This window comes from Halomonas sp. 3H (assembly GCF_024206005.1).
In the GTDB taxonomy this organism is placed as follows: Bacteria; Pseudomonadota; Gammaproteobacteria; order Pseudomonadales; family Halomonadaceae; genus Halomonas; species Halomonas campaniensis.
This window is the reverse complement of sequence record NZ_CP100360.1, coordinates 1,295,630-1,317,269: the sequence shown is the minus strand read 5'-3', so window position 1 is coordinate 1,317,269 and position 21,640 is coordinate 1,295,630. Positions and strand designations below refer to the sequence as shown.

The following is a 21,640-nucleotide window of genomic DNA, read 5'->3' as shown; positions in this document are numbered from 1 at the left end:
CGGGGCGGCCCGTCGCGTTTCCGGGTGGGGCGGGTCACGCCGCCGAATCGTCGGCCTCGTCACCCGGCGGGGCGCCCTCCTGCGCTGCCGCATCGCTCTCCGCCCCCTCGTCGGGGGCGGCGGCCTCCTCGGCCTGCTCTTCCTCTTCCCGGGCGTTCATCGTCTCGTCCCCGGGCGTGGCAGCCTCCTCGGCCATCTCGTCGACCAGGGCCTCCGGGGCCGCGCCCGGCTCGGCCAGCGCCTCGGGCGGTGGCGTCACGTCGGCATCGTCGCTCTGTTCCACCTCCACCACCGGCGGCTCGACCGGCGCCTGCGGCGCCTCGTTGGGGGCGGCGGGTGGCGTCGGCAGCGCGCCCAGCCGCTCGGCCAGCGCCGAGGCCGCGTCACGGGCGCGGATCACGTGGTGGGCCATCACCAGGGAGTGGTTGGCAAACGGGCCGAAGCCCGAGCCGTTGAGCACCAGCGGGCTCCACAGCCGCCGCTGGGTCATCGCCAGCTCGGCAACCAACCGCTCCCAGGCCGCGTCGGCGCCCGCCTCGGCCAGCACGTCCGCCTGGTCGCGGTGCACCCCTTCCAGCAGGTGCAGCAGGCCCCAGCCGGTGCCGCGCGCCTCGAAGAAGATATCGTCGACCCGATGCCAGGGCGTGCGCGGCGGCAGCGCATCGGCGTCCACGTCGAGCCCGCGCAGGGCGCCGCGCTGCCCCACGCTCGCCGAGAGCCGCAGCCCCAGATCGTCGAGACGGTCGGCGACGCCGGCCAGCCAGGGCGCCAGCCCCTGGCCCGCGACGAGGCCCGCCGGGTCGGGCTCGCCCAGGGTGGCCAGGTAGGCGTCGAGGGCCTCCACGGCCTCCTCGAGGCGCTGCTCGGTGGACGGATAGACCCAGTCGCGGTCGTCGCCCATCAGCCGCTCGGCGGCGACCTCCAGGGCGTCCGGGGAGGCCGCCGTCATGCCCGGCAGGGCACGGGCCAGGTCGCGGGCCTGGTTCAGCACGCCGAGCTCCCAGTGGGGCATGTTGTCGAGCCACAGCCCCGGCGGGGCGATGTCGTTGCGCAGGTAGCCCCCCGGCTTGTCGAGCAGGGTAACGACCGTGGCCGCCAGGGTCGCGGTGGTCACGGCGCCCCGGCCCGCGGGCTCGAGGGCAGCCTCGCCGCGCCGCTCCAGGGTGGCCTGCTCCACGTCGAAGGGAGCCGGGGCCTGGCTCCACCAGATCCCCAGCCCCACGGTGACCACCAGATAGAGCCCCAGCAGGGTCAGCAGCGGCTTCCAGATCCAGCCGTACTGGGGACGCTCCAGCACCTCGTTGCTCCTGCGGCGCCGGGCGGCGCGCCAGCTTTTCCAGGCCATGTCGTGATAATCCCTGTCTAATGAACTAGGCCCGCGTCGATGCGACAATGGAGCGCAGACGACACAGGACTCGGCACGCCAACTGCCACGTGCTTCTGCGCTATCCTAGCACCCACTGCGAACTCCAGCGCCCCGGCCGTGATCGCGGGGAACCGCACCGCGGGCCATGGGTCTCTGATTCGAGCTCGCCCCGACACACACCAGGTTAAGGATGCCCGACTTGATCGCCAGACGCCTCGCCCTGCTGTTCTGCCTGATGCTGCTGCCGCTCACCGGCCAGGCGCAGTGGTTCTCCTCCTCCAACAGCTCCGAATTCCTGCCGGTGCTGGAGGCCTTCCAGCCCGACGCCTGGCACGACGGCGAGACCCTCTATGTGGGGGTCGAGGTCACGCCCGAGCACTACCTCTATCGCCACCAGTTCGCGGTGGCGTCCGACGACGCGACCCTTGGCGAGCCCGAGATCCCCCAGGGGGAGTTCACCAGCGACGAGTTCCTCGGCGACGTCTACGTGTTCCGCGACACCATGGTCTTCGAGGTGCCCATCGAGGGGGGCGCCAGCGGCGTGCTGCCGGTGACCCTGACCTTCCAGGGCTGCGCCGATGCCGGTCTCTGCTACCCGCCCGAGCGGGTCGACCTCGAGGCCGCCGAGCGCTCGGCGCCGGCCGCCTTCGCCGGCTGGCGGGCCGATGGCGGCGACGGCGGCGAGGGGAGCGGCGCCGCAGGGACGGACAGCGCCTCCTCATCCCTCGCGCCCCAGAGCGACGATGGGCGCTTCAGCGCCCTCATGGCCGACGCCAGCCTGCCCCTGGCGCTGGGCCTGTTTTTCCTCGCCGGCCTGGGCCTGACCTTCACGCCCTGCGTGCTGCCCATGGTGCCGATCCTCTCGTCGATCATCGTCGGCCAGAACCCCACCCGGCCCCGCGCCTTCGCGCTCTCCGCCAGCTACGTGGGCGGCATGGCCCTCACCTACGCGGCGGTGGGGGTGCTGATGGGCCTGTTCGGCGCCGGGCTCAACCTGCAGGCCCGCCTGCAGTCGGCCCCGGTGCTGATCACCTTCGCGGTGCTCTTCGCCCTCTTCGCCCTGGCGATGTTCGGCGCCTTCGAGCTGCGCATGTCGTCGCGGCTCTCCGGACGCATCGATGCCTGGCAGGCCCGCGCCCAGCGCAGCGGCCCGGGCGGGCTGGCGCTGGCCGGCGCGCTCTCGGTGCTGGTGGTCTCCCCCTGCGTCTCGGCGCCCCTGGCCGGCGCCCTGGTGTTCATCTCCACCACCGGCGACGCCCTGATGGGCGGGGCCGCCCTGCTCGCCCTCGGGCTCGGCATGGGCGTACCGCTGCTGCTGGTGGGCACCTTCGGCACCACCCTGCTGCCGCGCACCGGAGCCTGGATGAACGGCGTCAAGATCGCCTTCGGCATTCTGATGCTGGGCGTGGCCATCTGGCTGGTGGAGCGCCTGCTGCCCGCCAGCGTGGCCCTGCTGCTGTGGGCCGCACTGGCCATCGGCAGCGCCCTGGCGCTGGGCGCCATGACCGTCAACCAGGCACAGGGCTGGCCGCGGGTGCGCCAGGCCGCCGGCCTGCTGCTGCTCGCCTGGGGCGTCGCCCTGGTGCTGGGCGCCGCCGGCGGCGCCACGGACCCGCTGCGTCCCCTGGCCCATCTCGGCAGCGGCGGCGGGGCCGCGGCCGAGCCCGCCGAGGTCACCACCGTGGAGAGCCTCGACGGGCTCCAGCGGGCCCTCGCCTCGGTGAGTGACGGCCGCCCCGCCTTCGTGCACTTCACCGCCGACTGGTGCATCTCGTGCAAGCAGATGGAGCGCCAGGTCTACCCCTCCCCGCAGGTGGCCGAGCCGCTGTCGGCCTTCTCCCGCATCAACGTCGATGTCACCGAGACCAACGACACCACCCGCGAACTGCTCGACCACTTCGGCCTCTTCGGCCCTCCCAGCCTGCTGTTCTTCGACGGCCAGCAGGAGCTCCGCGATGCCCGCATCCAGGGCGAGGTGCGTGCCGCCGGGCTGGCCAGCCACCTCGATGGCGTGCTTGACTGGCTGGGTAGTCGCCGGGGCTGAGCCCCCGCCGAGATGCCGCGAACGTCGTCAAACGCACGTTTAACTGCGGGGTTCGAACGGCGTTCTCCGCGAGGCTGGACATCCTCCATGATTTTCGGCAAACTCCGGCGTCAACCCCTTTTCAGAGGCCGATAGGCGCGCCAAGAGCCGCTATCTTGCCGCGATCTATTGAAAGTTGGCTCGGGTTGACAGCGTCCCGGGCCAACCGCCAACCACCGAACCCAAGCGATCGGGACAACGTCATGGATATCCGCAAGGTCAAGAAGCTGATCGAGCTGCTCGAAGAGTCCAACATCAGCGAAATCGAGATCCAGGAAGGCGAGGAGTCGGTGCGCATCAGCCGTCACCCCAACGGCGGAAGCTGGCAGCCGGCCATGCCCCAGGGCTATGCCGCACCGGCGCCCCAGGCCCAGGCCGCCCCGGCACCCGCCGCTGCCGCCGAACCGCCCGCCGACGACGCCCCCACCTTCCGCGGCCAGGCGGTGAACTCGCCGATGGTCGGCACCTTCTATCGCTCCCCGGCGCCGGGCTCCAAGCCCTTCATCGAGGTGGGCTCCAGCGTCAAGAAGGGCGATACCGTGTGCATCGTCGAGGCGATGAAGATGATGAACCAGATCGAGGCCGACCGCGACGGCGTGGTCGAGGCGATCCTGGTAGAGGATGGCGAGCCGGTCGAATATGACCAGCCGATGATCGTGATCGCCTGATCACCGCTGTCCTCCCCATTCACCCGACACTGGCGGATTCATCATGCTGGACAAGGTACTCATCGCCAACCGCGGCGAGATCGCCCTGCGTATCCTGCGCGCCTGCAAGGAGCTGGGCATCAAGACGGTGGCGGTTCACTCCAAGGCCGACCGCGAGCTGATGCACGTACGCCTGGCCGACGAGGCCGTGTGCATCGGCCCGGCGCCCTCGGCGCAGTCCTACCTCAACATCCCGGCGCTGATCAGTGCCGCCGAGGTCACCGACTCCAGCGCCATCCACCCCGGCTACGGCTTCCTCTCCGAGAACGCCAACTTCGCCGAGCAGGTCGAGCGTTCGGGCTTCACCTTCATCGGCCCCCGCGCCGAGACCATTCGCCTGATGGGCGACAAGGTCAGCGCCATCGAGTCGATGAAGAAGGCCGGCGTGCCCACGGTGCCGGGCTCCGACGGCCCGCTGCCGGAGGATGACGAGGGCGAGATCGTCGCCATCGCCCGGCGCATCGGCTACCCGGTGATCATCAAGGCCGCTGCCGGCGGCGGCGGGCGCGGCATGCGCGTGGTGCACACCGAGGCCCACCTGCTCTCGGCGGTGAACGTGACCCGCACCGAGGCCCACTCGGCCTTCGGCGACGGCACCGTCTACATGGAGAAGTTCCTCGAGAACCCGCGCCACGTGGAGGTCCAGGTGCTGGCCGACGGCCAGGGCAACGCCATCCACCTCTATGACCGCGACTGCTCCCTGCAGCGCCGCCACCAGAAGGTGATCGAGGAGGCCCCCGCCCCGGGCATCGACGAGACCGCCCGCGCCGAGGTGCTCGAGGCGTGTCGCCAGGCCTGCATCACCATCGGCTACCGCGGCGCCGGCACCTTCGAGTTCCTCTACGAGAACGGCCAGTTCTTCTTCATCGAGATGAACACCCGCGTTCAGGTGGAGCACCCGGTCACCGAGATGGTCACCGGCGTGGACATCGTCCGCGAGCAGCTGCGCATCGCCTCCGGCCTGCCGCTGTCGATCACCCAGGAGGAGGTCAAGCTCGCCGGCCACGCCTTCGAGTGCCGCATCAACGCCGAGGATGCCCGCACCTTCATGCCCTCCCCCGGCAAGGTGACCCTCTACCATCCGCCCGGCGGCCTGGGCGTGCGCATGGACTCCCACGTCTACACCGGCTACACGGTGCCACCCCACTACGATTCGCTGATCGGCAAGCTGATCACCTGGGGCGCCGACCGCGAGACCGCGCTGACCCGCATGCGCGTGGCCCTGGACGAGCTGCTGGTGGAGGGCATCAAGACCAACACCGACCTGCACAAGGACCTGGTCCGCGACGGCTACTTCCAGCAGGGTGGGGTCAATATCCACTATCTGGAGAAGAAGCTGGGGCTCTGAGCCCTGGATCGCCGGTACTCGTCGGCCCCGAGTGCCGCTTGGCTCGGGGCTGATCCGGCGGCAGGCTTGTCCGGGGGCGCTGGGACCCCCTCCCTGGGCGCTACCGACGCCATCCCTAGCGTAGGACCCCCTCCAAGCCTGCCCCCGGCCCCCTCGCCGCCGAGCCAAGCCATTATTCCAGGCCGCATCGACACCGCCGTGCGGCCTTTTCATTCCTGAGCCACCACGGGAACCCTTATGCCCTGGCTGCAACTCAAGGCCCGGATCGCCCCGGAACAGGCCGAGACCCTCGAGGAGCTGCTGCTCGCCGAGGGCGCCACCGCCATCACCCTTCAGGACGCCCACGACGACCCGGTCTTCGAGCCCGAGCGCGGCACCACCCCGCTGTGGCACGAGACGGTCCTCACCGGCCTCTACGACGACCTCGAGGGGGTCGACGCCATGCTCGAGCGGGTGCGCCAGGCCTGGGCCGTCGAGACGCCCGAGGAGCCCTGTCCCGAGATCGAGGTCGAGCTGCTGGCCGACCGCGACTGGGAGCGCGAGTGGATGGACGACTTCCAGCCGCTGCAGATGGGCGAGCGGCTGTGGATCGTGCCGAGCTGGCACGAGCCGCCGGAGCCCGGCGCCGTCAACCTGCACCTGGACCCGGGGCTGGCCTTCGGCACCGGCACCCACCCCACCACGGCGCTCTGCCTGGCCTGGCTGGACGGCCTCGCCGTCAGCGATGTCCTCGACGGCCAGGCGGTGCTCGACGTGGGCACCGGCTCCGGCATCCTGGCCATCGCCGCGCTCAGGCTCGGCGCGGCGCGCGCCACCGGGACCGACATCGATCCCCAGGCCTTGCAGGCGAGCCGCGACAACGCCGAGCGCAACGCGGTGGACGAGACGGCCTTCCGGCTCTGCTACCCCGAACAGCTCGACGACGACGAGCGCTTTCCCATCGTGGTGGCCAATATCCTCGCCGGCCCCCTGGTGGAGCTGGCACCGATGATCGCCGGCCACGTCGCCCCCGGCGGCCGGCTGGCGCTCTCCGGCATCCTCGAGGCCCAGGCCGAGGAAGTGCTGGAGGCCTACCGCGCCCAGGGGCTGCGCATGGACGAGCCGGTGACGCGCGAGGGATGGGTGCGCCTCAGCGGCCGCCGGCCGAACTGAGCGCGGGCCCCGGGAGGAGGCCGCGTCGGTAACCTCTCCCTGCCACTTCAATCGGACCCGCGGGGGGCGTATGATATGGCCCCCTTTCCAGCCACCAGACAGCGCCATGCCCGACTCTCGTCCCCTGCCCCGGATCGGTCGCCATGAACTGCCCAACCGGGTGATCCTGGCGCCCATGGCCGGCGTCACCGACCGCCCCTTCCGCCAGCTCTGCCGGCGGCTGGGCGCGGGCCTGGTGGTGGGCGAGATGGTCACCTCGGACCCCAGCCTGTGGCATACCCGCAAGTCACGGCTGCGCATGGACCACCGCGGCGAGCCCGGCCCCCGGGCGGTGCAGATCGCCGGCGGCGATGCCGAGATGCTCGCCGAGGCGGCGCGACTCAACGCCGCCCAGGGCGCAGAGATCATCGACATCAACATGGGCTGTCCCGCCAAGAAGGTGTGCAACAAGGCCGCCGGCTCCGCCCTGCTGCGCGACGAGGCGCTGGTGGCCGAGATCCTCGAGGCGGTGGTGGCCGCGGTGGAGGTGCCGGTGACCCTGAAGATCCGCACCGGCTGGTGCGCCGAGAGCAACAACGCCCTGCGCGTCGCCCGCCTGGCCGAAGCCGCCGGCATCCAGGCGCTGGCCGTGCACGGCCGCCACCGCCAGCAGCGCTATACCGGCCACGCCGAGTACGACACCATCGCCGCCATCAAGGCCGCGGTGTCGATTCCGGTGTTCGCCAACGGCGATATCGATTCTGCCGAGAAGGCCGCCCGCGTCCTCGACTATACTGGAGCGGATGCGGTGATGGTCGGCCGCGGCGCCCAGGGTAACCCCTGGATCTTCCGCGAGATCGACCACTACCTGCGCCACGGGGAGCTCCTCGCTCCCCCGGCCGACGAGGAGCGCGCCGCCGTGCTGCGCGACCATCTCGAGGCCCTGCACGATTTCTATGGCGAGCACATGGGCGTGCGCATCGCGCGCAAGCACGTCGGCTGGTACCTGGCCGGCGATGGCCGCCTGGACGAGGCCGACAGGCGTGCCCTGAGGGGCACCTTCAACGGCCTGGAATGCCCGAACGCCCAGTACCGCTTCATTGACGAACTGTTTCGTCATGCCCCCGCCGAGGCCACCGGGCCCATGGCGGCCCGCGTGACGTCGAAAGGAACCCGAGCCGCATGACCAGCCAAGCCTTCCCCCAGCATCCCGACCTGTCGGGCAGCCGTCGCGAACTCACCGGCCTGGCCGGCGAGGGCCAGGAACGGCCCCTGGCGGGCACGTCCGGGCAGCAGCCGCTGCGCGAGGCGGTGGATGGCGCCATGCGCCGCTACTTCGCCCACCTGGACGGCGGGGAGGTCACCGGGCTCTACGCCATGGTGATGGCCGAGGTCGAGGCGCCGCTGCTCGCCGCCGTCCTCGACCACACCCAGGGCAACCAGACCCGCGCCGCCGAGATGCTCGGCCTCAACCGCGGCACTCTGCGCAAGAAGCTCAAGCAGTATGACCTGATCTGACCCGAATCCAGCGAAGGGAGCCCGAGGGCTCCCTTCCGCGTGTCGGCCCGCCGCCGGCACCGCGCGACCCCCGCCCCGTTCCTTCATGCCAGCAGAGAGTGATCCCATGGCCCAAGCCTCCCCCACCCCGGTCCGCCGCGCGCTGATCAGCGTCTCCGACAAGACCGGCATCGTCGACTTCGCCCGCGGGCTGTCCGAGCGCGGCGTCGAGCTGCTCTCCACCGGTGGCACCTTCCGCCTGCTCCAGGAGAACGGCATCGCGGTCACCGAGGTCTCCGAGCACACCGGCTTCCCCGAGATCATGGACGGCCGGGTCAAGACCCTGCACCCGAAGATCCACGGCGGCATCCTGGGGCGCCGCGGCCAGGACGACGCGGTGATGGCCGAGCACGACATCGCGCCCATCGACATGGTAGTGGTCAACCTCTACCCCTTCGCCCAGACCGTCGCGAAGCCGGACTGCACCCTGGAGGACGCCATCGAGAACATCGACATCGGCGGCCCCACCATGGTGCGCGCCTGCGCCAAGAACCACGCCCACACCACCATCGTGGTAGACGCCGGCGACTACGCCCGGGTGCTGGGCGAGATCGCCGCCCAGGACGGCGCGGTGAGTGACGCCACCCGCTTCGACCTGGCGGTGAAGGCCTTCGAGCACACCGCCGGCTACGACGCCGCCATCGCCGACTACCTGGGCCAGCGGGTGCCCGGCGGCGAGGACGGCTTCCCGCGCACCTACAACCTGCAGTTCGTCAAGAAGCAGGCCATGCGCTACGGCGAGAACCCGCACCAGAGTGCCGCCTTCTACGTCGAGGCCGATGCCAGCGAGGCCAGCGTCGCCACCGCCACCCAGCTGCAGGGCAAGGCGCTCTCCTTCAACAACGTCGCCGATACCGATGCCGCCTTCGAGTGCGTCAAGGCCTTCGCCGAGACCGCCTGCGTGATCGTCAAGCACGCCAACCCCTGCGGCGTGGCGGTGGGTGCCACGGCCGTTGAGGCCTACGACAAGGCCTTCGCCACCGACCCCACCAGCGCCTTCGGCGGCATCATCGCCTTAAACGTGCCGCTGGATGCCGAGACCGCCCGCGCCATCATCGACCGCCAGTTCGTCGAGGTGATCATCGCCCCCGGCGTGGCAGCCGAGGCCGCCACGATCGTCGCCGAGAAGCAGAACGTACGCCTGCTCGACGTGGGCCAGCACTGGCCCGGCGAGCGCCAGCACGCCCACGACCTCAAGCGCGTCACCGGGGGCCTGCTGGTGCAGGATCGCGACCTGGGCATGGTCGGCCGCGACGAGCTCACCGTGGTCACCGAGCGGGTGCCCACCGAGCAGGAGATGCGCGACCTGGCCTTCGCCTGGAAGGTGGCCAAGTACGTCAAGTCCAACGCCATCGTCTACGCCAAGGATGGCCAGACCATCGGCGTCGGTGCCGGCCAGATGAGCCGCGTCTACTCGGCGAAGATCGCCGGCATCAAGGCCGCCGACGAGGGCCTCTCGGTGCCCGGCTCGGTGATGGCCAGTGACGCCTTCTTTCCCTTCCGGGACGGCATCGACGCCGCCGCCGCCGCCGGCATCGCCGCGGTGATCCAGCCCGGCGGCTCCATGCGCGACCAGGAGGTGATCGACGCCGCCAACGAGGCCGGCATCGCCATGGTGTTCACCGGCATGCGCCACTTCAGGCACTGACGCCGAGCGCCGAGCGCCGAGCGCCGAGCGCCGAGCGCCGAGCGCCGAGCGCCGAGCGCCGAGCGCCGAGCGCCGAGCGCCGAGCGCCGAGCGCCGAGCGCCGAGCGCCGAGCGCCGCAAGATGATGCCACCGCTGACACTGGTGCCAATGAAAAAACCCGCTGGAGTTGGACTCCAGCGGGTTTCTCGTTTTCGGCCTCGACACCTGCCGCCCGTTGCCTTCTTGCCGGGCGCTAGGCGCTAGGCGCTGCCCGAAGGGCGCTAGGTGTGTAAACCCACCAGGTTGTTCACGGAAAGGCCCAACCGGCTAACCGGAGGGTGGTAATCCAGACTGGCATGCGGACGATGCCAGTTGTATTGGTGCAGCCAGGCCGGCAGATGCTGGCCTCGCTGCGCTGAGCTCTCGTAGGACCGCGCATAGGCCCACTCGCGCAGGGCGGTCTGGATAAACCGCTCTGCCTTGCCATTGGTGCGTGGGGTGTAGGGTCGGGTACGCTTGTGCTTTAGCCCCAGGCGCCGACACAAGCGGCGAAATGGCTTGGATTTGTAGCAAGCGCCGTTGTCGGTCAGGACACGGATGAAGTGGACCCCCAGTCCTCGGTAGTAGCGCACGGCGTCCAACAGCGCGTAGCACGCGCTCCAACCGGTTTCATTGGGGTAGAGGGTGGCGAAGGCCACCCGCGAGTGATCGTCGATCGCGATATGGGCATATTCCCAGCCGGCGCCGCGCGTGTTCTGCTGGCGATCACCGGTGATCCGATGGCCCGGGCGCGCGAAGCGGCCAAGCTTCTTGATATCCAGGTGCAGGAGATCCCCAGGCGCCTCGTGTTCATAGCGGTTGTCGGGCCTGGCGGGCTCGAGGGCGGCCAAACGGTTCAACCCCTCCCGTCTGAGTATCCGTGCCACGGTGCTGCGCCCGATGCCCAGCGCCTCGGCGATCTGCCGATAGGTCTGGCGTCGTTGGCGACATTCGATGATCTGCTCCACGGTCGCCGGGTCAGTCGCGAAGGGGCTTCGGCCAGGGCGTGACGAGCGATTCTGAAGGCCAGCATGCCCCTCTTTGCGGAAGCGGCGCACCCACTTGTAGACCGTCCGTACACTGACGCCTTGGGCCTGGGCGACCTCTTCGGGACGCAACCCTTCCACCAGCACTCTATGCACCAGCAGGGCTCGACCGTGGGGGGTGAGACGGGCATTCTTATGGGTGTTCATCCGGGCCTCTCGGAGGTTGGTTTGGTTCGCACCTCCAGTTTTCCGGGTAGGCTCCGGATGAACAACCTACAGAGAGATCACAGCTAGGCGCTATCAGCCCAGATCGATGCAGAGGTACTTGGTCTCGAGAAACTCCTCGAGCCCCTGGTGGCCGCCCTCGCGGCCGAGGCCGGAGGCCTTGACCCCGCCGAAGGGCGCGGCGGCGTTGGAGATCAGGCCGGTGTTGATGCCCACCATGCCGTACTCCAGGGCGTCGGCGACGCGCCACACGCGGCCCAGGTCGCGGGAGTAGAAGTAGGCGGCGAGGCCGTACTCGGTGTCGTTGGCCATCTCTACCGCGCTCTGCTCGTCATCGAAGGGGAATACCGCGGCCAGCGGGCCGAAGGTCTCCTCGTGGGCCACCTTCATGCTGGCGTTGGCGAAACTGACCAGGGTCGGCGAGAAGAAGTTGCCGCCCAGCGGGTGAGGGTGGCCGCCCAGCAGCAGCTCGGCGCCGTGGTTCACGGCATCCTGGACGTGCTCGCTGACCTTGGCCACCGCGTTCTCGTCGATCAGCGGGCCGATGTTGATGCCCGCCTGGGTGCCGTCGCCCACCTTCAGCTCGCTGTTCATGGCCACGGCGAGCTTCTCGCAGAAGGCGTTGACCACGCTGGACTGCACCAGGAAGCGGTTGGTGCAGACGCAGGTCTGGCCGGCGTTGCGGAACTTGGCGGCCATGGCGCCCTCCACCGCGGCGTCCAGGTCGGCGTCCTCGAAGACGATGAACGGCGCGTTGCCGCCGAGCTCCAGGGAGATCTTCTGGATGTGCTGGGCGGCATTGGCCATCAGCTCGCGGCCCACCTCGGTGGAGCCGGTAAAGGTGATCTTGCGGACCAGCGGCGACTCGGTCATGGCCGCGGCGATCTCGCTGGCCCGGCCCGGCACCACGTTGAACACCCCGCGGGGCACGCCGGCACGCTCGGCCAGCAGCGCCAGCGCGGTGGCCGAGAACGGGGTCTGGCTGGCCGGCTTGCAGACGATGGTGCAGCCGGCGGCCAGGGCCGCGCCCGCCTTGCGGGTGATCATCGCCGCCGGGAAGTTCCACGGGGTGATGGCGCCGACCACGCCCACCGGCTGCTTGGTGACCACGATGCGCTGGTTGGCCTTGGCGGCGGGAATGGTCTCGCCGTAGACGCGCCGCGCCTCCTCGGCGAACCAGCGCAGGAAGCTCGCCGCGTAGGCGATCTCGCCGGCGGCCTCCTTGAGCGGCTTGCCCTGCTCGAAGGTCATGATCATCGCCAGGTCGTCCTGGTGCTCGAGCATCAGGTCGTGCCACTTCATCAGGATGTCGGCGCGCTCCTGGGCGGTCAGCGCCTTCCAGGCCGGCAGGGCCGCGTGGGCGGCCTCGATGGCGCGCTCGGTCTCGGCGCGGCCCAGGCGCGGCACGTCGCCCATGGGCTCACCGGTAGCCGGGTTGACGACCTTGATCTGCTCGCCGCTGTCGGCGGCGACCCAGCTGCCGTCGATGTAGGCGAAGGGACAGTAGAGCTGGGTTTCCTTGAGGGCTTCCATGAGGGTCTCCTGACCGCGATGCGGTGTTGTTATGGGGATAGGCAAGCGAGAGCGTGGCGGGGCCGGGTCATCGGCTGCCGGCCCCGTCGTCGGGCACCATGACGTCATCAAGCACGGCGGGGGCCATCGGCTCGACCATGGCCGTGAGGAGCGCCAGCACCAGCACCAGGACGATGGCCAGCCAGCAGAAGGCGCGCCCGATGTAGCGCTCGGGCTCGCGGCGAATCTGTCGCAGTCCCACCAGGGCCATCAGCGCGGCGGCCAGGTTGAGCGGCACCAGGCCGCCCTGCAGCAGCAGGGCGAAGAGTGCCGTGACGATGGCGGCCATGGCCCACGGGGAATAGCGTCGGCGTGCGGGGGAACGAGTGGCGTTGTCGCCGTCCAAGCAAGGCTCCCGATATCAGTGGGCTTCGAAGCTGCCCCCCATGCTAAGCGCAAAGACCCCGATGCTCCAAGCACCGGGGTCGGGTATCGCGCGCTTTTCCTGCGACAGGGGCTAGCGGCGAGGCTCCCGCGTGGCGGAGAGGGTGACCGAGACGGAATCGGCGAAGCGCAGGGCGTGGGGCTTGTCGATCTCCACCTGGGCGGTGAGCACCGGCTCGTGGGCCATCACCAGGTCGAGCACCTCGCGGGTCATGCGCTCCAGCAGCAGGAAGCGGTTCTCCTCCACGTGGGCGATCACCTGCTTGGTGATGGTGCGGTAGTTCAGCGCCTGCTCGATATGGTTGAAGGCCACGGCCTTGTCGGCCCGGTAGCGGATCACCGCATTGATCACCACGTCCTGACGGTTCTTGATCTCCTCCTCCTTGATGCCGATGTAGGTGCGCAGGCGGAGGTTCTTGATGCGAATGGTCGCCAGGTCGTGGTCGAAGTGCTGGTCGTCGATGGCGTGCAGCGGCATGGCGGTCTCCTTGGATGGCGTGACTCAGCGCCCGTTGATCAGGGTCAGGAACTCCTGGCGGGTCGACTGGTTCTCCCGGAAGGCCCCCAGCATCACCGAGGAGGTCATGCTCGAGTTCTGCTTCTCGACCCCGCGCATCATCATGCACATGTGCTTGGCCTCGATCACCACCGCCACGCCGCGGGCATCGGTGACCCGCTGCACCGCCTCGGCGATCTGGCGGGTGAGGTTCTCCTGGATCTGCATGCGCCGGGCATACATGTCGACGATGCGGGCGAACTTGGAGAGACCCAGGACCCTGCCGCGGGGCAGGTAGGCGATGTGGCAGCGGCCGATGAAGGGCAGCAGGTGGTGCTCGCACATGGAGTAGAGCTCGATGTCCTTGACCAGCACCATCTCGTCGGTCTCGGACTCGAAGACCGCCCCGTTGACGATCTCCTCCAGCGACTGCACGTAGCCGCGGTTGAGGAACTGCATCGCCTTGGCGGCGCGCTTCGGCGTGTCGCGCAGGCCCTCACGCTCCGGGTCCTCGCCCAGGGCGAGGATGATCTGCCGATAGTGGTTGGCGAGTTCTTCGGTCATCGTGGGGGCCCCATCGGTTGTCGTCATGCGGCATGGCCGTGTCGGGTCGGCGGAGCCGACATGGCCGGGTATCGGACCGTCGCAACGGCCATTCATGTACAGAAGATATACAAGAAATTAATCCTGTACAATATCAATCCTCGGGAACCCTGCATTCTAGCGCATGGTTCCCGCCGGCGCAGGCCCCCTCCGCGGCCGCCACCCGCGCCGCAGGATGGCCAGGCCGGGCCCCACCACGTGACAACCTGCCGCACCCCCCCGCCCCCTGCGCTGCCTGAAGCTCACTCCGCTGTGCTAGAATCGGAGCCTCTCATGCTGTGCCACGTCACCTCTTCGAGAGCCCGACATGATCAAGACCCCCAAGACACTGCTGCTGGCCGCCCTGCTGATGCCCTCCCTGGCCTTCGGCGCGAGCCTCGAGCTGCCCGCCGATGCCCGGATCGAGGTGCAGGTCATCGACAGCCTGACGCTGGACCGGGACGAGCCCCGCCGTGACGACATCCTGATGCGCCCGGTGGCCGATGGCCGCGGCTCCCACCAGCTGCCGGACCACTGCGTGATGATCGGCGACGCCCGCGTGGAGGGCGAGCGCCTGCGCGTGACCACCAAGGCCGTCACCTGCATCGCCACCGACGGCGCCGACAGCGACATCTACAGCGGCGAGATGTCCTCCGCCGCCTACGAGGCCGACGGCAGCTACGGCGTGGCGGCCTGCCAGGATGGCCGCTGCGAGCTGACCCCCGACCACGGCTTCGAGCTGCGGCTGGCCAGCGACCTGGTGATCGAGGAGCAGGAGAACCCCTCCGCCCAGATCAACGAGCAGCGCCGCCAGGCCGACGGTAGCGGAGTGGCCAACCCGATCCCCGCCGAGCAGCCCGACCCCGACCGGTAACCGCGGCAACGCCACGGCATGATGCAGACGCACCCCACGGGGTGCGTCTCGCGTTTCGGGCGGCGCGTCAGGCCAGCCAGCGCGGGGCGCGTTCCAGCACCTGGCGCTGCTGCTCCAGCAGGCGGATATGGCCGTCCCAGTAGCCGGCATCCGCCAGCCAGGGGAAGGCGCTGGGGAAGGCCGGGTCCTCCCAGCGCGCGACCAGCCAGGCGCTGTGGCGCAGCAGCCGCAGGGTGCGCAGCGGCTCGACCAGCGAGAGCTCGTGGCGGTCGAACTCGCGATGCTGCTCGTAGCCCTCGATCACCTCGGAGAGCTGCATGTGGCGCTCCTCGTCCTGCTCGGCGGTGAGCAGCATCCACAGGTCCTGCACCGCCGGGGCCATCAGGCAATCGTCGAAGTCGACCAGCGCGAAGGCCTCGTCGCGCCCCAGGATGTTGCCGATGTGGCAATCCCCGTGCACGCGGATCGCCTGCGCCGGGCGCCAGGCGTGGCGGGCCAGGCGCTCATGCAGGGCCAGGGTGATCCGGCCATAGGCCTCGCGCTGGCGCCGATCCAGCCAGGGGCTGTCCAGCACGCCCTCGCGGGCCTCGAGCACCATCCGGTCCAGGTCCTGGGTGGCGCGATGGACGAAGCGCGAGCGCTCCCCCACCGCATGCACCGCTCCGATCAGCTCGCCGAGCACGAACAGGTGAGCGGGATTCTCCAGCTCCGGCGCCTGGCCCGGCAGCTGGGGGAAGAGCGCGAAGCGGAAGCCCTCGGCCCGGTGCAGGCTCGTCCCCGCCTCGTCGCACCACGGCGCGGCCACCGCCACCTCCTCGGCGGCCAGCTCGGCCAGGAAGTCATGCTCCTCCTGGATCTGGTCATCCGTCCAGCGCTCGGGGCGGTAGAACTTCACCACCCAGCGCCGCCTCTCGTCATCGTGGATCAGGTAGACGCGGTTCTCGTAGCTGTTGAGCGCGAAGGGCTCGCCGGGCAGCCAGAAGCCCAGCGACTCCACGGCGGACACCACCCGGGCAGGCGACAGCTCGGCGAAGGGATGGGGGGTGCGTTCCATGGCATGACTCCGGGCAGGGCCAAAGGGGGCATCCTAACAGAGCCGGCGCGCTCAGGGGGCGTGGAGCGGCGTTCGCGCCGGGACCCACACCTCGATCTCCTCGGCCCCGGCCCGCCGGCAGGCTCGGGCCAGGGCATCCAGGGTCGCGCCGGTGGTCATCACGTCGTCCAGCAGCACCAGGCGGGGCGGCAGTCGTCCCGGCACCGCGAAGGCCCCGCGCAGGTTGGCACGCCGCTCGCTCCGGTCCAGGCCACGCTGGCTGCGGGTATCGCGCCGACGGTGGGCGACGCGGTGCGGGACCCCCAGGCGCCGGGCCAGCCGCCGCGCCAGCCAGTCGGCCTGGTCGAAGCCCCGCTCCCGCGCCCGGGCAGGATGCAGCGGCACCCCCATCAGCGCCCCGGGAAAGGCCCGCGCCGAGGCCGTCAGTGACTCCTCCAGCAGGGCCAGCAGGATCGCCCCGGCCCGCGGCGAGGCGTGGAACTTGAAGCGCTGCACCAGCCCGCTCACCTCGGCCTCGTAGCGCAGTGGCACCCGGGCCCGGTCGAAGGCCGGCGGCCGGCGCAGGCAGGCCCCGCAGGGCCGCCCGGCCAGGGCCCCCGGCTGCGGCTCGGCACAGTGCGGGCAGGCCGGCAGGTTCCAGGGCAGCGCCTCGTGGCAGGCCGCACACCAGGGGCGCTCGCCCAGGGCCGGCGCAAGGCAGAAGGCGCAGCGGCCCGGCAGGGCGCGCCGCAGCGCTTCGTCAACCTTGAGGATTCCCGAGGTTGACAAGTGCCGCAGCCGCCTTAAGCTGTCCGTCAACTTCATAGCCCCAGAAAAGTTGACCATAGGCGAGCCTCCCATGACCCCTGTGCCCCACGACGCGCCCACCGGCACCGATACCCAGACCCTAGCCAGCCCGGCGGCGATTCGCCACGACTGGACCCTCGACGAGATCGAGGCGCTGTTCGCGCTGCCCTTCAACGACCTGCTGTTCCGCGCCCAGCAGGTGCACCGCGACCACTTCGACCCCAACGCCGTGCAGGTCTCCACCCTGCTCTCCATCAAGACCGGGGCCTGCCCCGAGGACTGCAAGTACTGCCCCCAGTCGGGCCACTACAACACCGGCCTGGGCAGGGAGAAGCTGCTGGAGGTCGAGAAGGTGGTAGCACAGGCCCGGGCGGCAAAAGATGCCGGCGCCAGCCGCTTCTGCATGGGCGCGGCGTGGAAGAGCCCCCGCGAGAAGGACCTGGACGTGGTGCTGGAGATGGTGGCCCGGGTCAAGGCGCTGGGGCTCGAGACCTGCATGACCCTGGGGATGGTGGACGCCGGCCAGGCCGGCCGCCTGGCCGAGGCCGGGCTCGACTACTACAACCACAATCTGGACACCTCGCCCGAGTTCTACGGCGAGATCATCACCACCCGCACCTACGCCGACCGCCTGGCGACCCTGGGCCACGTGCGCGATGCCGGCATGAAGGTCTGTTCGGGCGGGATCCTGGGCATGGGCGAGGCGCCCCGCGACCGCGCCGCCCTGCTCCAGCAGCTCACGCGCCTGGAGCCTCACCCGGAGTCGGTGCCGATCAACATGCTGGTCAAGGTGCCGGGCACGCCCCTGGAAGACGTGGAGGACCTGGACCCCATCGCCTTCATCCGCGCCATCGCCGTGGCGCGCATCCTGATGCCGGCCAGCCACGTGCGCCTCTCGGCCGGGCGCGAGCAGATGGACGATGCCACCCAGGCGCTGGCCTTCCTGGCCGGGGCCAACTCGATCTTCTATGGCGACCAGCTGCTGACCACCGGCAATCCCCGGGCGGAACGGGACCGGGCACTGTTCGCCCGGCTGGGCCTGCATCCCGAGCGCAGGGACACCTGCGTCGATGACGCCCGCGCCCGGGCCCGGGTGGAGAATGAGCTCGAGGCTGATTTCGCCCGCCGCGCAGCCCGGCAGGCCGCCGCCCGGGCCGAGGCGCTCGCCTACGACGCCACCCTCGCCAGCGGCGACTGACCATGCCCCCGAGCATGAGTGCCGACTGGCCAACTCGCCTCGCCGCCCGGGCCCGGGGCCGCCGATCGGCCGGCCTGTGGCGACAGCGCCGCACCGCGGGCGAGGCGCCCGAGGGCCGCGACTTCGCCGGCAACGACTACCTGGGCCTGGCTCGGGACCCGCGGCTGGCCGAGGCCATGGCGGAAGGCGCGCGGGGCTTTGGCGCCGGCGCCCGGGCCTCGCACCTGGTCAGCGGCCACCTGGCGGTCCACGAGGCGCTGGAAGCGCGGCTGGCCGCACTCACCGGGCGCCCCCGGGCGCTGCTCTTCTCCACCGGCTACATGGCCAACCTGGGCACCCTCCAGGCGCTCTGCGATGGCGAGACCCGGGTCTTCCAGGACCGCCTCAACCACGCCTCGCTGCTCGACGGCGCGGCCCTGGCCGGGGCCCCCTCGCGGCGTTTCCACCATGGCGACCTGGCCGACCTCGACCGCCTGCTGGCCCGCAGCCCGGCCGACGCCCCCCGGCTGGTGGTCAGCGATGGCGTGTTCAGCATGGACGGCGACGTGGCCGATATCGCCGGGCTGGCCGAGACGGCGCGCCGACACGGCGCCTGGCTGATGGTCGACGACGCCCACGGCCTGGGTGTGATCGGCGAGGTCGGCGACGGCTGCGTGGGCCGTGCCCACGGCATCGACGCCGTGCCGGTGCTGGTGGGCACCCTGGGCAAGGCGCTGGGCACCGCGGGCGCCTTCGTGGCGGGCAGCCGCGAGCTGATCGAACACCTGATCCAGTTCGCCCGCCCCTACGTCTACACTACCGCCCAGCCGCCCGGGGTGGCGGCGGCGACCCTCAGGGCCCTGGAGCTCCTGGCCGAGGAGCCGGAGCGCCGCGCCCGGCTGGGTGCGCGGATCGCCCGCTTCCGCCGCGAGGCGGCGACCCTGGGGCTGCCGCTGGCGGAGAGCCACACGCCGATCCAGCCGCTGGTGCTGGGCGAGAGCCACCGGGTGATGGCCTGGGCGGCCCGGCTGGCAGAGCATGGGCTCTCGGTCGGCGCCATCCGCGAGCCCACGGTGCCCCGCGGCCAGGCGCGGCTGCGCATCACCCTCTCCGCCGCCCACACCGAGGCCGACCTCGATGCCCTGCTCGAGGGGCTCGCGGCCTGCCAGGCCCATGACGCCTACCGGCGGGAGCTCACGCCATGACGCGGCTGGTGCTGCTCTCCGGCTGGGGCGTCGACGCCGGCATCTGGCGGCCGCTGGCGGACCACTGGCCGGGTGACGTGACGGTCACCGCGCCGGACTGGCCCGGGTACGGCGCCCGCGCCCCGCTGGCGGCGCCGGGCAGCCTGGCCGGACTGGCCGAGGCCATGGCGGTGGACCTGTCCGCCGATGCCGTCTGGATCGGCTGGTCGCTGGGCGGGCTGCTGGCCGGGGCGCTGCTCGCCAGGCTGCCACCTCCCCGTGCGCTGATCCTGCTCGGCATCGGCACACGCTTCTGCGACCCCGAAGGCGTCACCCGCGCGGAGCTTACCGCCTTCCGCCGCGCCTTCGCCCGGGACCCGGCGGCGACCCGTCGCCACTTCCTGCGCTGGCAGCTCGGCGGCGAGCCCGACCCGCGGGCTTCCCATCGCCGCCTGCTCGACCTGGTCGACGACGTCGACCCCGCCACCCTGGCCGCGGGCCTCGACCAGCTCGCCGCGCTCGATGTATCGCGCGTGCTGGCCGACGCCCCCTGCCCGGTGCGGCGCCTCGCCGGCCGCCACGACCCGCTGCTGCCCCCGGCCGCCATCGCCGGCGCCGACCGGGTCCTCGACCACGCCGGCCACTGCCCGATGCTGTCGCGGCCGGCGGCCCTGGCCGAGGCCTTGGCGGCGATGACCGGCGACATGCGGGCCGCCCGGTCGGCACCCGCCGAGGAGGCGCCGGCATGACCGCCGCCAGCGCCCTGCCCCGCGCCCATGATCCGGCGCCAGCGGCCGACTGGCAGCGCCGCGTGGCGCGGGCCTTCTCAAGGGCCGCGTCGGACTACGCGCGCCTCGCCGAGGCCCAGCGCGTCATGGGCGAGCGCCTCTGGGCCCGGCTGCCCGAACGCGCCTCGTCGGTCCTCGACCTGGGCTGCGGCCCGGGCCACTGGAGCGCCCGCCTGGCCTGCCGCGTCGGCGAGGGCGGCGCGGTCACCGGCCTCGACCTGGCGCCGGGCATGCTCGAGGAGGCCCGCCGACGCCACGGCGACCGGGTCCGCTGGCTCTGCGCCGACGCCGCCGCCCTGCCGCTGCCCGATGCCGCCCTGGACCTGGTGTTCTCCAACCTGGCCCTGCAGTGGTGCCCGGACCTGGAAGGGACGCTCGCGGAGCTGCATCGGGTGCTGTGCCCCGGGGGCCGCGCGCTGATCAATACCCTAGGGCCGGGCACCCTGGAGGAGGTAAGCCGGGCCTGGTCACGACCCGGCCGCCCCGCCGCCCTATTGGGCTTCCAGGGGAGCGATCGCCACCGCCGTGCGGCACGACTGGCGGGCTTCTCCCGCGTCCAGGTCGAGGCCAGCACCCAGCGCTTCCACTACCCGGACCTGGCCGCGGTGATGGCCTCCATCAAGGGGGTCGGCGCCCAGGCCGCGCGCCCCGGCGCCCGCCTGACCCGCACCGACCTGGCCCGCGCCGCACGTCGCTATGAGGCCCTGCGCGAACCCGATGGCCTGCCCGTGACCTATCGCCTGCTGACCCTGGAGCTTCACGCCTGAGATGAGCGCCTTCTTCGTCACCGGTACCGACACCGACGCCGGCAAGACCCTGATCACCGCCGGCCTGCTGGCCCGCGCCCGCCGCGCCGGCCTCACCACCCTGGGCCTCAAGCCGGTGGCCTCGGGCAGCGCGACCACTCCCGAGGGCCTGCGCAACGCCGATGCCCTGGCGCTCCAGGGCGAAAGCCACCCCGCGGTGGACTACGCCACGGTCAATCCCGTCGCCTTTGCCCCCGCCATCGCCCCGCACCTGGCGGCCCGGCGGGCCGGGGTGTCACTGCGCCTGGACACCCTGATCGAGCGGGTTCGTCCCCCGCTGGCCGCGGGGCGGGACCTGACCCTGATCGAGGGCGCCGGCGGCTGGCGGGTCCCCCTCAACGACGACGAGGACCTCGCCGACCTGGCGGTGCGGCTCGGGCTGCCGGTGATCCTGGTGGTGGGCCTGCGCCTGGGCTGCATCGGCCACGCGCGGCTGACGGCCGAGGCGGTCGCGGCCTCCGGCCTGCGCCTGGCCGGCTGGGTGGGCAGCCTGGTGGACACCGCCTTCGCCGCGGACGACGCCCTCTACCGCGACAACCTGGCGACCCTGGCGCACCACCTGCCCGCCCCCTGCCTAGGCGTGGTGCCGAGGCTGGCGACGGCGACTCCCAGGGCCATGGCCGAGGCCGCCGCCGATTATCTGGAACTACCCGATGCTCATTGACTTGGGAGTCGCCGTCCGTAAAATGACTGCGCCTGCCTATCCGTGCGGATGTGGTGGAATTGGTAGACACGCCAGGTTTAGGTCCTGGTGCCTTCGGGCGTGGAGGTTCAAGTCCTCTCATCCGCACCATCGCATCACCCCCTCTCGACGCACTCCTGTCCGTCATCTCCCCGAGATGCGCGGCGCCTTCTCGCGTCCGCTCG

At 71.1% G+C, this 21,640-nt stretch carries 21 protein-coding genes and 1 tRNA gene; 14 read left to right on the top strand and 8 right to left on the bottom strand.

Going from position 1 to position 21,640, the window contains the following annotated elements:
- Nucleotides 1–34: 34 nt before the first annotated feature.
- Entirely contained in the window at nt 35–1,345 is a 1,311-nt protein-coding gene (locus tag NFC98_RS06240) for a DUF2333 family protein (protein WP_254277251.1), read from the bottom strand.
- Between the two features lie 220 nt (nt 1,346–1,565).
- Here NFC98_RS06240 and dsbD point away from each other — a divergent pair, with 220 nt between their 5' ends.
- From dsbD to purH, 7 genes are all read left to right on the top strand, one after another.
- Entirely contained in the window at nt 1,566–3,410 is a 1,845-nt protein-coding gene (gene dsbD / locus NFC98_RS06235) for a protein-disulfide reductase DsbD (protein WP_302055098.1), read from the top strand.
- A 242-nt stretch (nt 3,411–3,652) separates the two neighbouring features.
- On the top strand, nt 3,653–4,117 hold the full coding sequence (accB, locus tag NFC98_RS06230; RefSeq protein ID WP_254277250.1) for an acetyl-CoA carboxylase biotin carboxyl carrier protein: 465 nt from the start codon (nt 3,653–3,655) through the stop codon (nt 4,115–4,117).
- A 43-nt stretch (nt 4,118–4,160) separates the two neighbouring features.
- Nucleotides 4,161–5,504, top strand: coding sequence for an acetyl-CoA carboxylase biotin carboxylase subunit (accC, locus tag NFC98_RS06225; protein WP_254277249.1), 1,344 nt, complete (start codon nt 4,161–4,163; stop codon nt 5,502–5,504).
- A gap of 237 nt (nt 5,505–5,741) precedes the next feature.
- Nucleotides 5,742–6,656 carry a 50S ribosomal protein L11 methyltransferase gene (gene prmA / locus NFC98_RS06220; protein WP_254277248.1) on the top strand — a complete coding sequence of 305 codons (915 nt, stop codon included), beginning with the start codon at nt 5,742–5,744 and terminating at the stop codon, nt 6,654–6,656.
- Nucleotides 6,657–6,762: 106 nt separating this feature from the next.
- On the top strand, nt 6,763–7,821 hold the full coding sequence (gene dusB, locus NFC98_RS06215; protein ID WP_254277247.1) for a tRNA dihydrouridine synthase DusB: 1,059 nt from the start codon (nt 6,763–6,765) through the stop codon (nt 7,819–7,821).
- On the top strand, nt 7,818–8,153 hold the full coding sequence (gene fis / locus NFC98_RS06210) for a DNA-binding transcriptional regulator Fis (protein ID WP_254277246.1): 336 nt from the start codon (nt 7,818–7,820) through the stop codon (nt 8,151–8,153). The genes dusB and fis overlap by 4 nt, the downstream gene beginning before the upstream one ends.
- A 106-nt stretch (nt 8,154–8,259) precedes the next feature.
- Complete coding sequence (gene purH / locus NFC98_RS06205; protein WP_254277245.1) at nt 8,260–9,840, top strand: bifunctional phosphoribosylaminoimidazolecarboxamide formyltransferase/IMP cyclohydrolase; 1,581 nt, start codon at nt 8,260–8,262, stop codon at nt 9,838–9,840.
- 261 nt (nt 9,841–10,101) lie between these two features.
- On the opposite strand, the gene NFC98_RS06200 is transcribed toward purH, so the two are convergent.
- The 5 genes from NFC98_RS06200 to folE all read right to left on the bottom strand — a co-directional run bounded on the left by NFC98_RS06200 (nt 10,102) and on the right by folE (nt 14,086).
- Nucleotides 10,102–11,052, bottom strand: a complete 951-nt coding sequence (locus NFC98_RS06200) for an IS481 family transposase (protein ID WP_254277244.1) — start codon at nt 11,050–11,052, stop codon at nt 10,102–10,104.
- A gap of 93 nt (nt 11,053–11,145) precedes the next feature.
- Nucleotides 11,146–12,603 (bottom strand): NAD-dependent succinate-semialdehyde dehydrogenase, encoded by a 1,458-nt coding sequence (locus NFC98_RS06195; RefSeq protein WP_254277243.1) that lies wholly within the window; start codon nt 12,601–12,603, stop codon nt 11,146–11,148.
- 67 nt (nt 12,604–12,670) lie between these two features.
- Nucleotides 12,671–12,988, bottom strand: coding sequence for a hypothetical protein (locus tag NFC98_RS06190; RefSeq protein ID WP_254277242.1), 318 nt, complete (start codon nt 12,986–12,988; stop codon nt 12,671–12,673).
- A 111-nt stretch (nt 12,989–13,099) separates the two neighbouring features.
- A complete protein-coding gene (folX, locus tag NFC98_RS06185; RefSeq protein WP_183333578.1) occupies nt 13,100–13,504 on the bottom strand; it encodes a dihydroneopterin triphosphate 2'-epimerase in 405 nt (134 codons plus the stop codon).
- A gap of 24 nt (nt 13,505–13,528) precedes the next feature.
- Nucleotides 13,529–14,086, bottom strand: coding sequence for a GTP cyclohydrolase I FolE (gene folE, locus NFC98_RS06180; RefSeq protein ID WP_254277241.1), 558 nt, complete (start codon nt 14,084–14,086; stop codon nt 13,529–13,531).
- A gap of 346 nt (nt 14,087–14,432) precedes the next feature.
- Here folE and NFC98_RS06175 point away from each other — a divergent pair, with 346 nt between their 5' ends.
- On the top strand, nt 14,433–14,978 hold the full coding sequence (locus NFC98_RS06175) for a hypothetical protein (RefSeq protein ID WP_254277240.1): 546 nt from the start codon (nt 14,433–14,435) through the stop codon (nt 14,976–14,978).
- Between the two features lie 67 nt (nt 14,979–15,045).
- Here the strand turns inward: NFC98_RS06175 and NFC98_RS06170 are convergent, their stop codons facing one another.
- On the bottom strand, nt 15,046–16,032 hold the full coding sequence (locus tag NFC98_RS06170; RefSeq protein ID WP_254277239.1) for a serine/threonine protein kinase: 987 nt from the start codon (nt 16,030–16,032) through the stop codon (nt 15,046–15,048).
- Nucleotides 16,033–16,083: 51 nt separating this feature from the next.
- Nucleotides 16,084–16,800 carry a ComF family protein gene (locus NFC98_RS06165; protein ID WP_254277238.1) on the bottom strand — a complete coding sequence of 239 codons (717 nt, stop codon included), beginning with the start codon at nt 16,798–16,800 and terminating at the stop codon, nt 16,084–16,086.
- A 70-nt stretch (nt 16,801–16,870) separates the two neighbouring features.
- Between NFC98_RS06165 and bioB the strand changes: the two genes are divergently transcribed.
- The 6 genes from bioB (at nt 16,871) to NFC98_RS06135 (ending at nt 21,566) form a co-directional block, all read left to right on the top strand.
- Nucleotides 16,871–18,016 carry a biotin synthase BioB gene (bioB, locus tag NFC98_RS06160; RefSeq protein ID WP_254277237.1) on the top strand — a complete coding sequence of 382 codons (1,146 nt, stop codon included), beginning with the start codon at nt 16,871–16,873 and terminating at the stop codon, nt 18,014–18,016.
- Between the two features lie 2 nt (nt 18,017–18,018).
- A complete protein-coding gene (gene bioF / locus NFC98_RS06155) occupies nt 18,019–19,200 on the top strand; it encodes an 8-amino-7-oxononanoate synthase (protein ID WP_254277236.1) in 1,182 nt (393 codons plus the stop codon).
- Nucleotides 19,197–19,928, top strand: a complete 732-nt coding sequence (locus NFC98_RS06150) for an alpha/beta fold hydrolase (RefSeq protein WP_254277235.1) — start codon at nt 19,197–19,199, stop codon at nt 19,926–19,928. The genes bioF and NFC98_RS06150 overlap by 4 nt, the downstream gene beginning before the upstream one ends.
- Nucleotides 19,925–20,734 carry a methyltransferase domain-containing protein gene (locus NFC98_RS06145; RefSeq protein WP_254277234.1) on the top strand — a complete coding sequence of 270 codons (810 nt, stop codon included), beginning with the start codon at nt 19,925–19,927 and terminating at the stop codon, nt 20,732–20,734. Before NFC98_RS06150 ends, NFC98_RS06145 begins: the two co-directional genes overlap by 4 nt.
- Nucleotide 20,735: 1 nt before the next feature.
- Nucleotides 20,736–21,437 carry a dethiobiotin synthase gene (bioD, locus tag NFC98_RS06140; RefSeq protein WP_254277233.1) on the top strand — a complete coding sequence of 234 codons (702 nt, stop codon included), beginning with the start codon at nt 20,736–20,738 and terminating at the stop codon, nt 21,435–21,437.
- Between the two features lie 44 nt (nt 21,438–21,481).
- Nucleotides 21,482–21,566 (top strand) — tRNA-Leu (locus NFC98_RS06135).
- The last annotated feature ends 74 nt before the right edge of the window (nt 21,567–21,640 follow it).

Bases quoted from the DNA above. Each gene is read 5' to 3' on its own strand.
- NFC98_RS06240 (WP_254277251.1), bottom strand. From the start codon at position 1,345: ATGGCCTGGAAAAGCTGGCGCGCCGCCCGGCGCCGCAGGAGCAACGAG.
- accB (WP_254277250.1), top strand. From the start codon at position 3,653: ATGGATATCCGCAAGGTCAAGAAGCTGATCGAGCTGCTCGAAGAGTCC.
- accC (WP_254277249.1), top strand. From the start codon at position 4,161: ATGCTGGACAAGGTACTCATCGCCAACCGCGGCGAGATCGCCCTGCGT.
- prmA (WP_254277248.1), top strand. From the start codon at position 5,742: ATGCCCTGGCTGCAACTCAAGGCCCGGATCGCCCCGGAACAGGCCGAG.
- dusB (WP_254277247.1), top strand. From the start codon at position 6,763: ATGCCCGACTCTCGTCCCCTGCCCCGGATCGGTCGCCATGAACTGCCC.
- fis (WP_254277246.1), top strand. From the start codon at position 7,818: ATGACCAGCCAAGCCTTCCCCCAGCATCCCGACCTGTCGGGCAGCCGT.
- purH (WP_254277245.1), top strand. From the start codon at position 8,260: ATGGCCCAAGCCTCCCCCACCCCGGTCCGCCGCGCGCTGATCAGCGTC.
- NFC98_RS06200 (WP_254277244.1), bottom strand. From the start codon at position 11,052: ATGAACACCCATAAGAATGCCCGTCTCACCCCCCACGGTCGAGCCCTG.
- NFC98_RS06195 (WP_254277243.1), bottom strand. From the start codon at position 12,603: ATGGAAGCCCTCAAGGAAACCCAGCTCTACTGTCCCTTCGCCTACATC.
- folX (WP_183333578.1), bottom strand. From the start codon at position 13,504: ATGCCGCTGCACGCCATCGACGACCAGCACTTCGACCACGACCTGGCG.
- folE (WP_254277241.1), bottom strand. From the start codon at position 14,086: ATGACCGAAGAACTCGCCAACCACTATCGGCAGATCATCCTCGCCCTG.
- NFC98_RS06175 (WP_254277240.1), top strand. From the start codon at position 14,433: ATGATCAAGACCCCCAAGACACTGCTGCTGGCCGCCCTGCTGATGCCC.
- NFC98_RS06170 (WP_254277239.1), bottom strand. From the start codon at position 16,032: ATGGAACGCACCCCCCATCCCTTCGCCGAGCTGTCGCCTGCCCGGGTG.
- bioB (WP_254277237.1), top strand. From the start codon at position 16,871: ATGACCCCTGTGCCCCACGACGCGCCCACCGGCACCGATACCCAGACC.
- bioF (WP_254277236.1), top strand. From the start codon at position 18,019: ATGCCCCCGAGCATGAGTGCCGACTGGCCAACTCGCCTCGCCGCCCGG.
- NFC98_RS06150 (WP_254277235.1), top strand. From the start codon at position 19,197: ATGACGCGGCTGGTGCTGCTCTCCGGCTGGGGCGTCGACGCCGGCATC.
- NFC98_RS06145 (WP_254277234.1), top strand. From the start codon at position 19,925: ATGACCGCCGCCAGCGCCCTGCCCCGCGCCCATGATCCGGCGCCAGCG.
- bioD (WP_254277233.1), top strand. From the start codon at position 20,736: ATGAGCGCCTTCTTCGTCACCGGTACCGACACCGACGCCGGCAAGACC.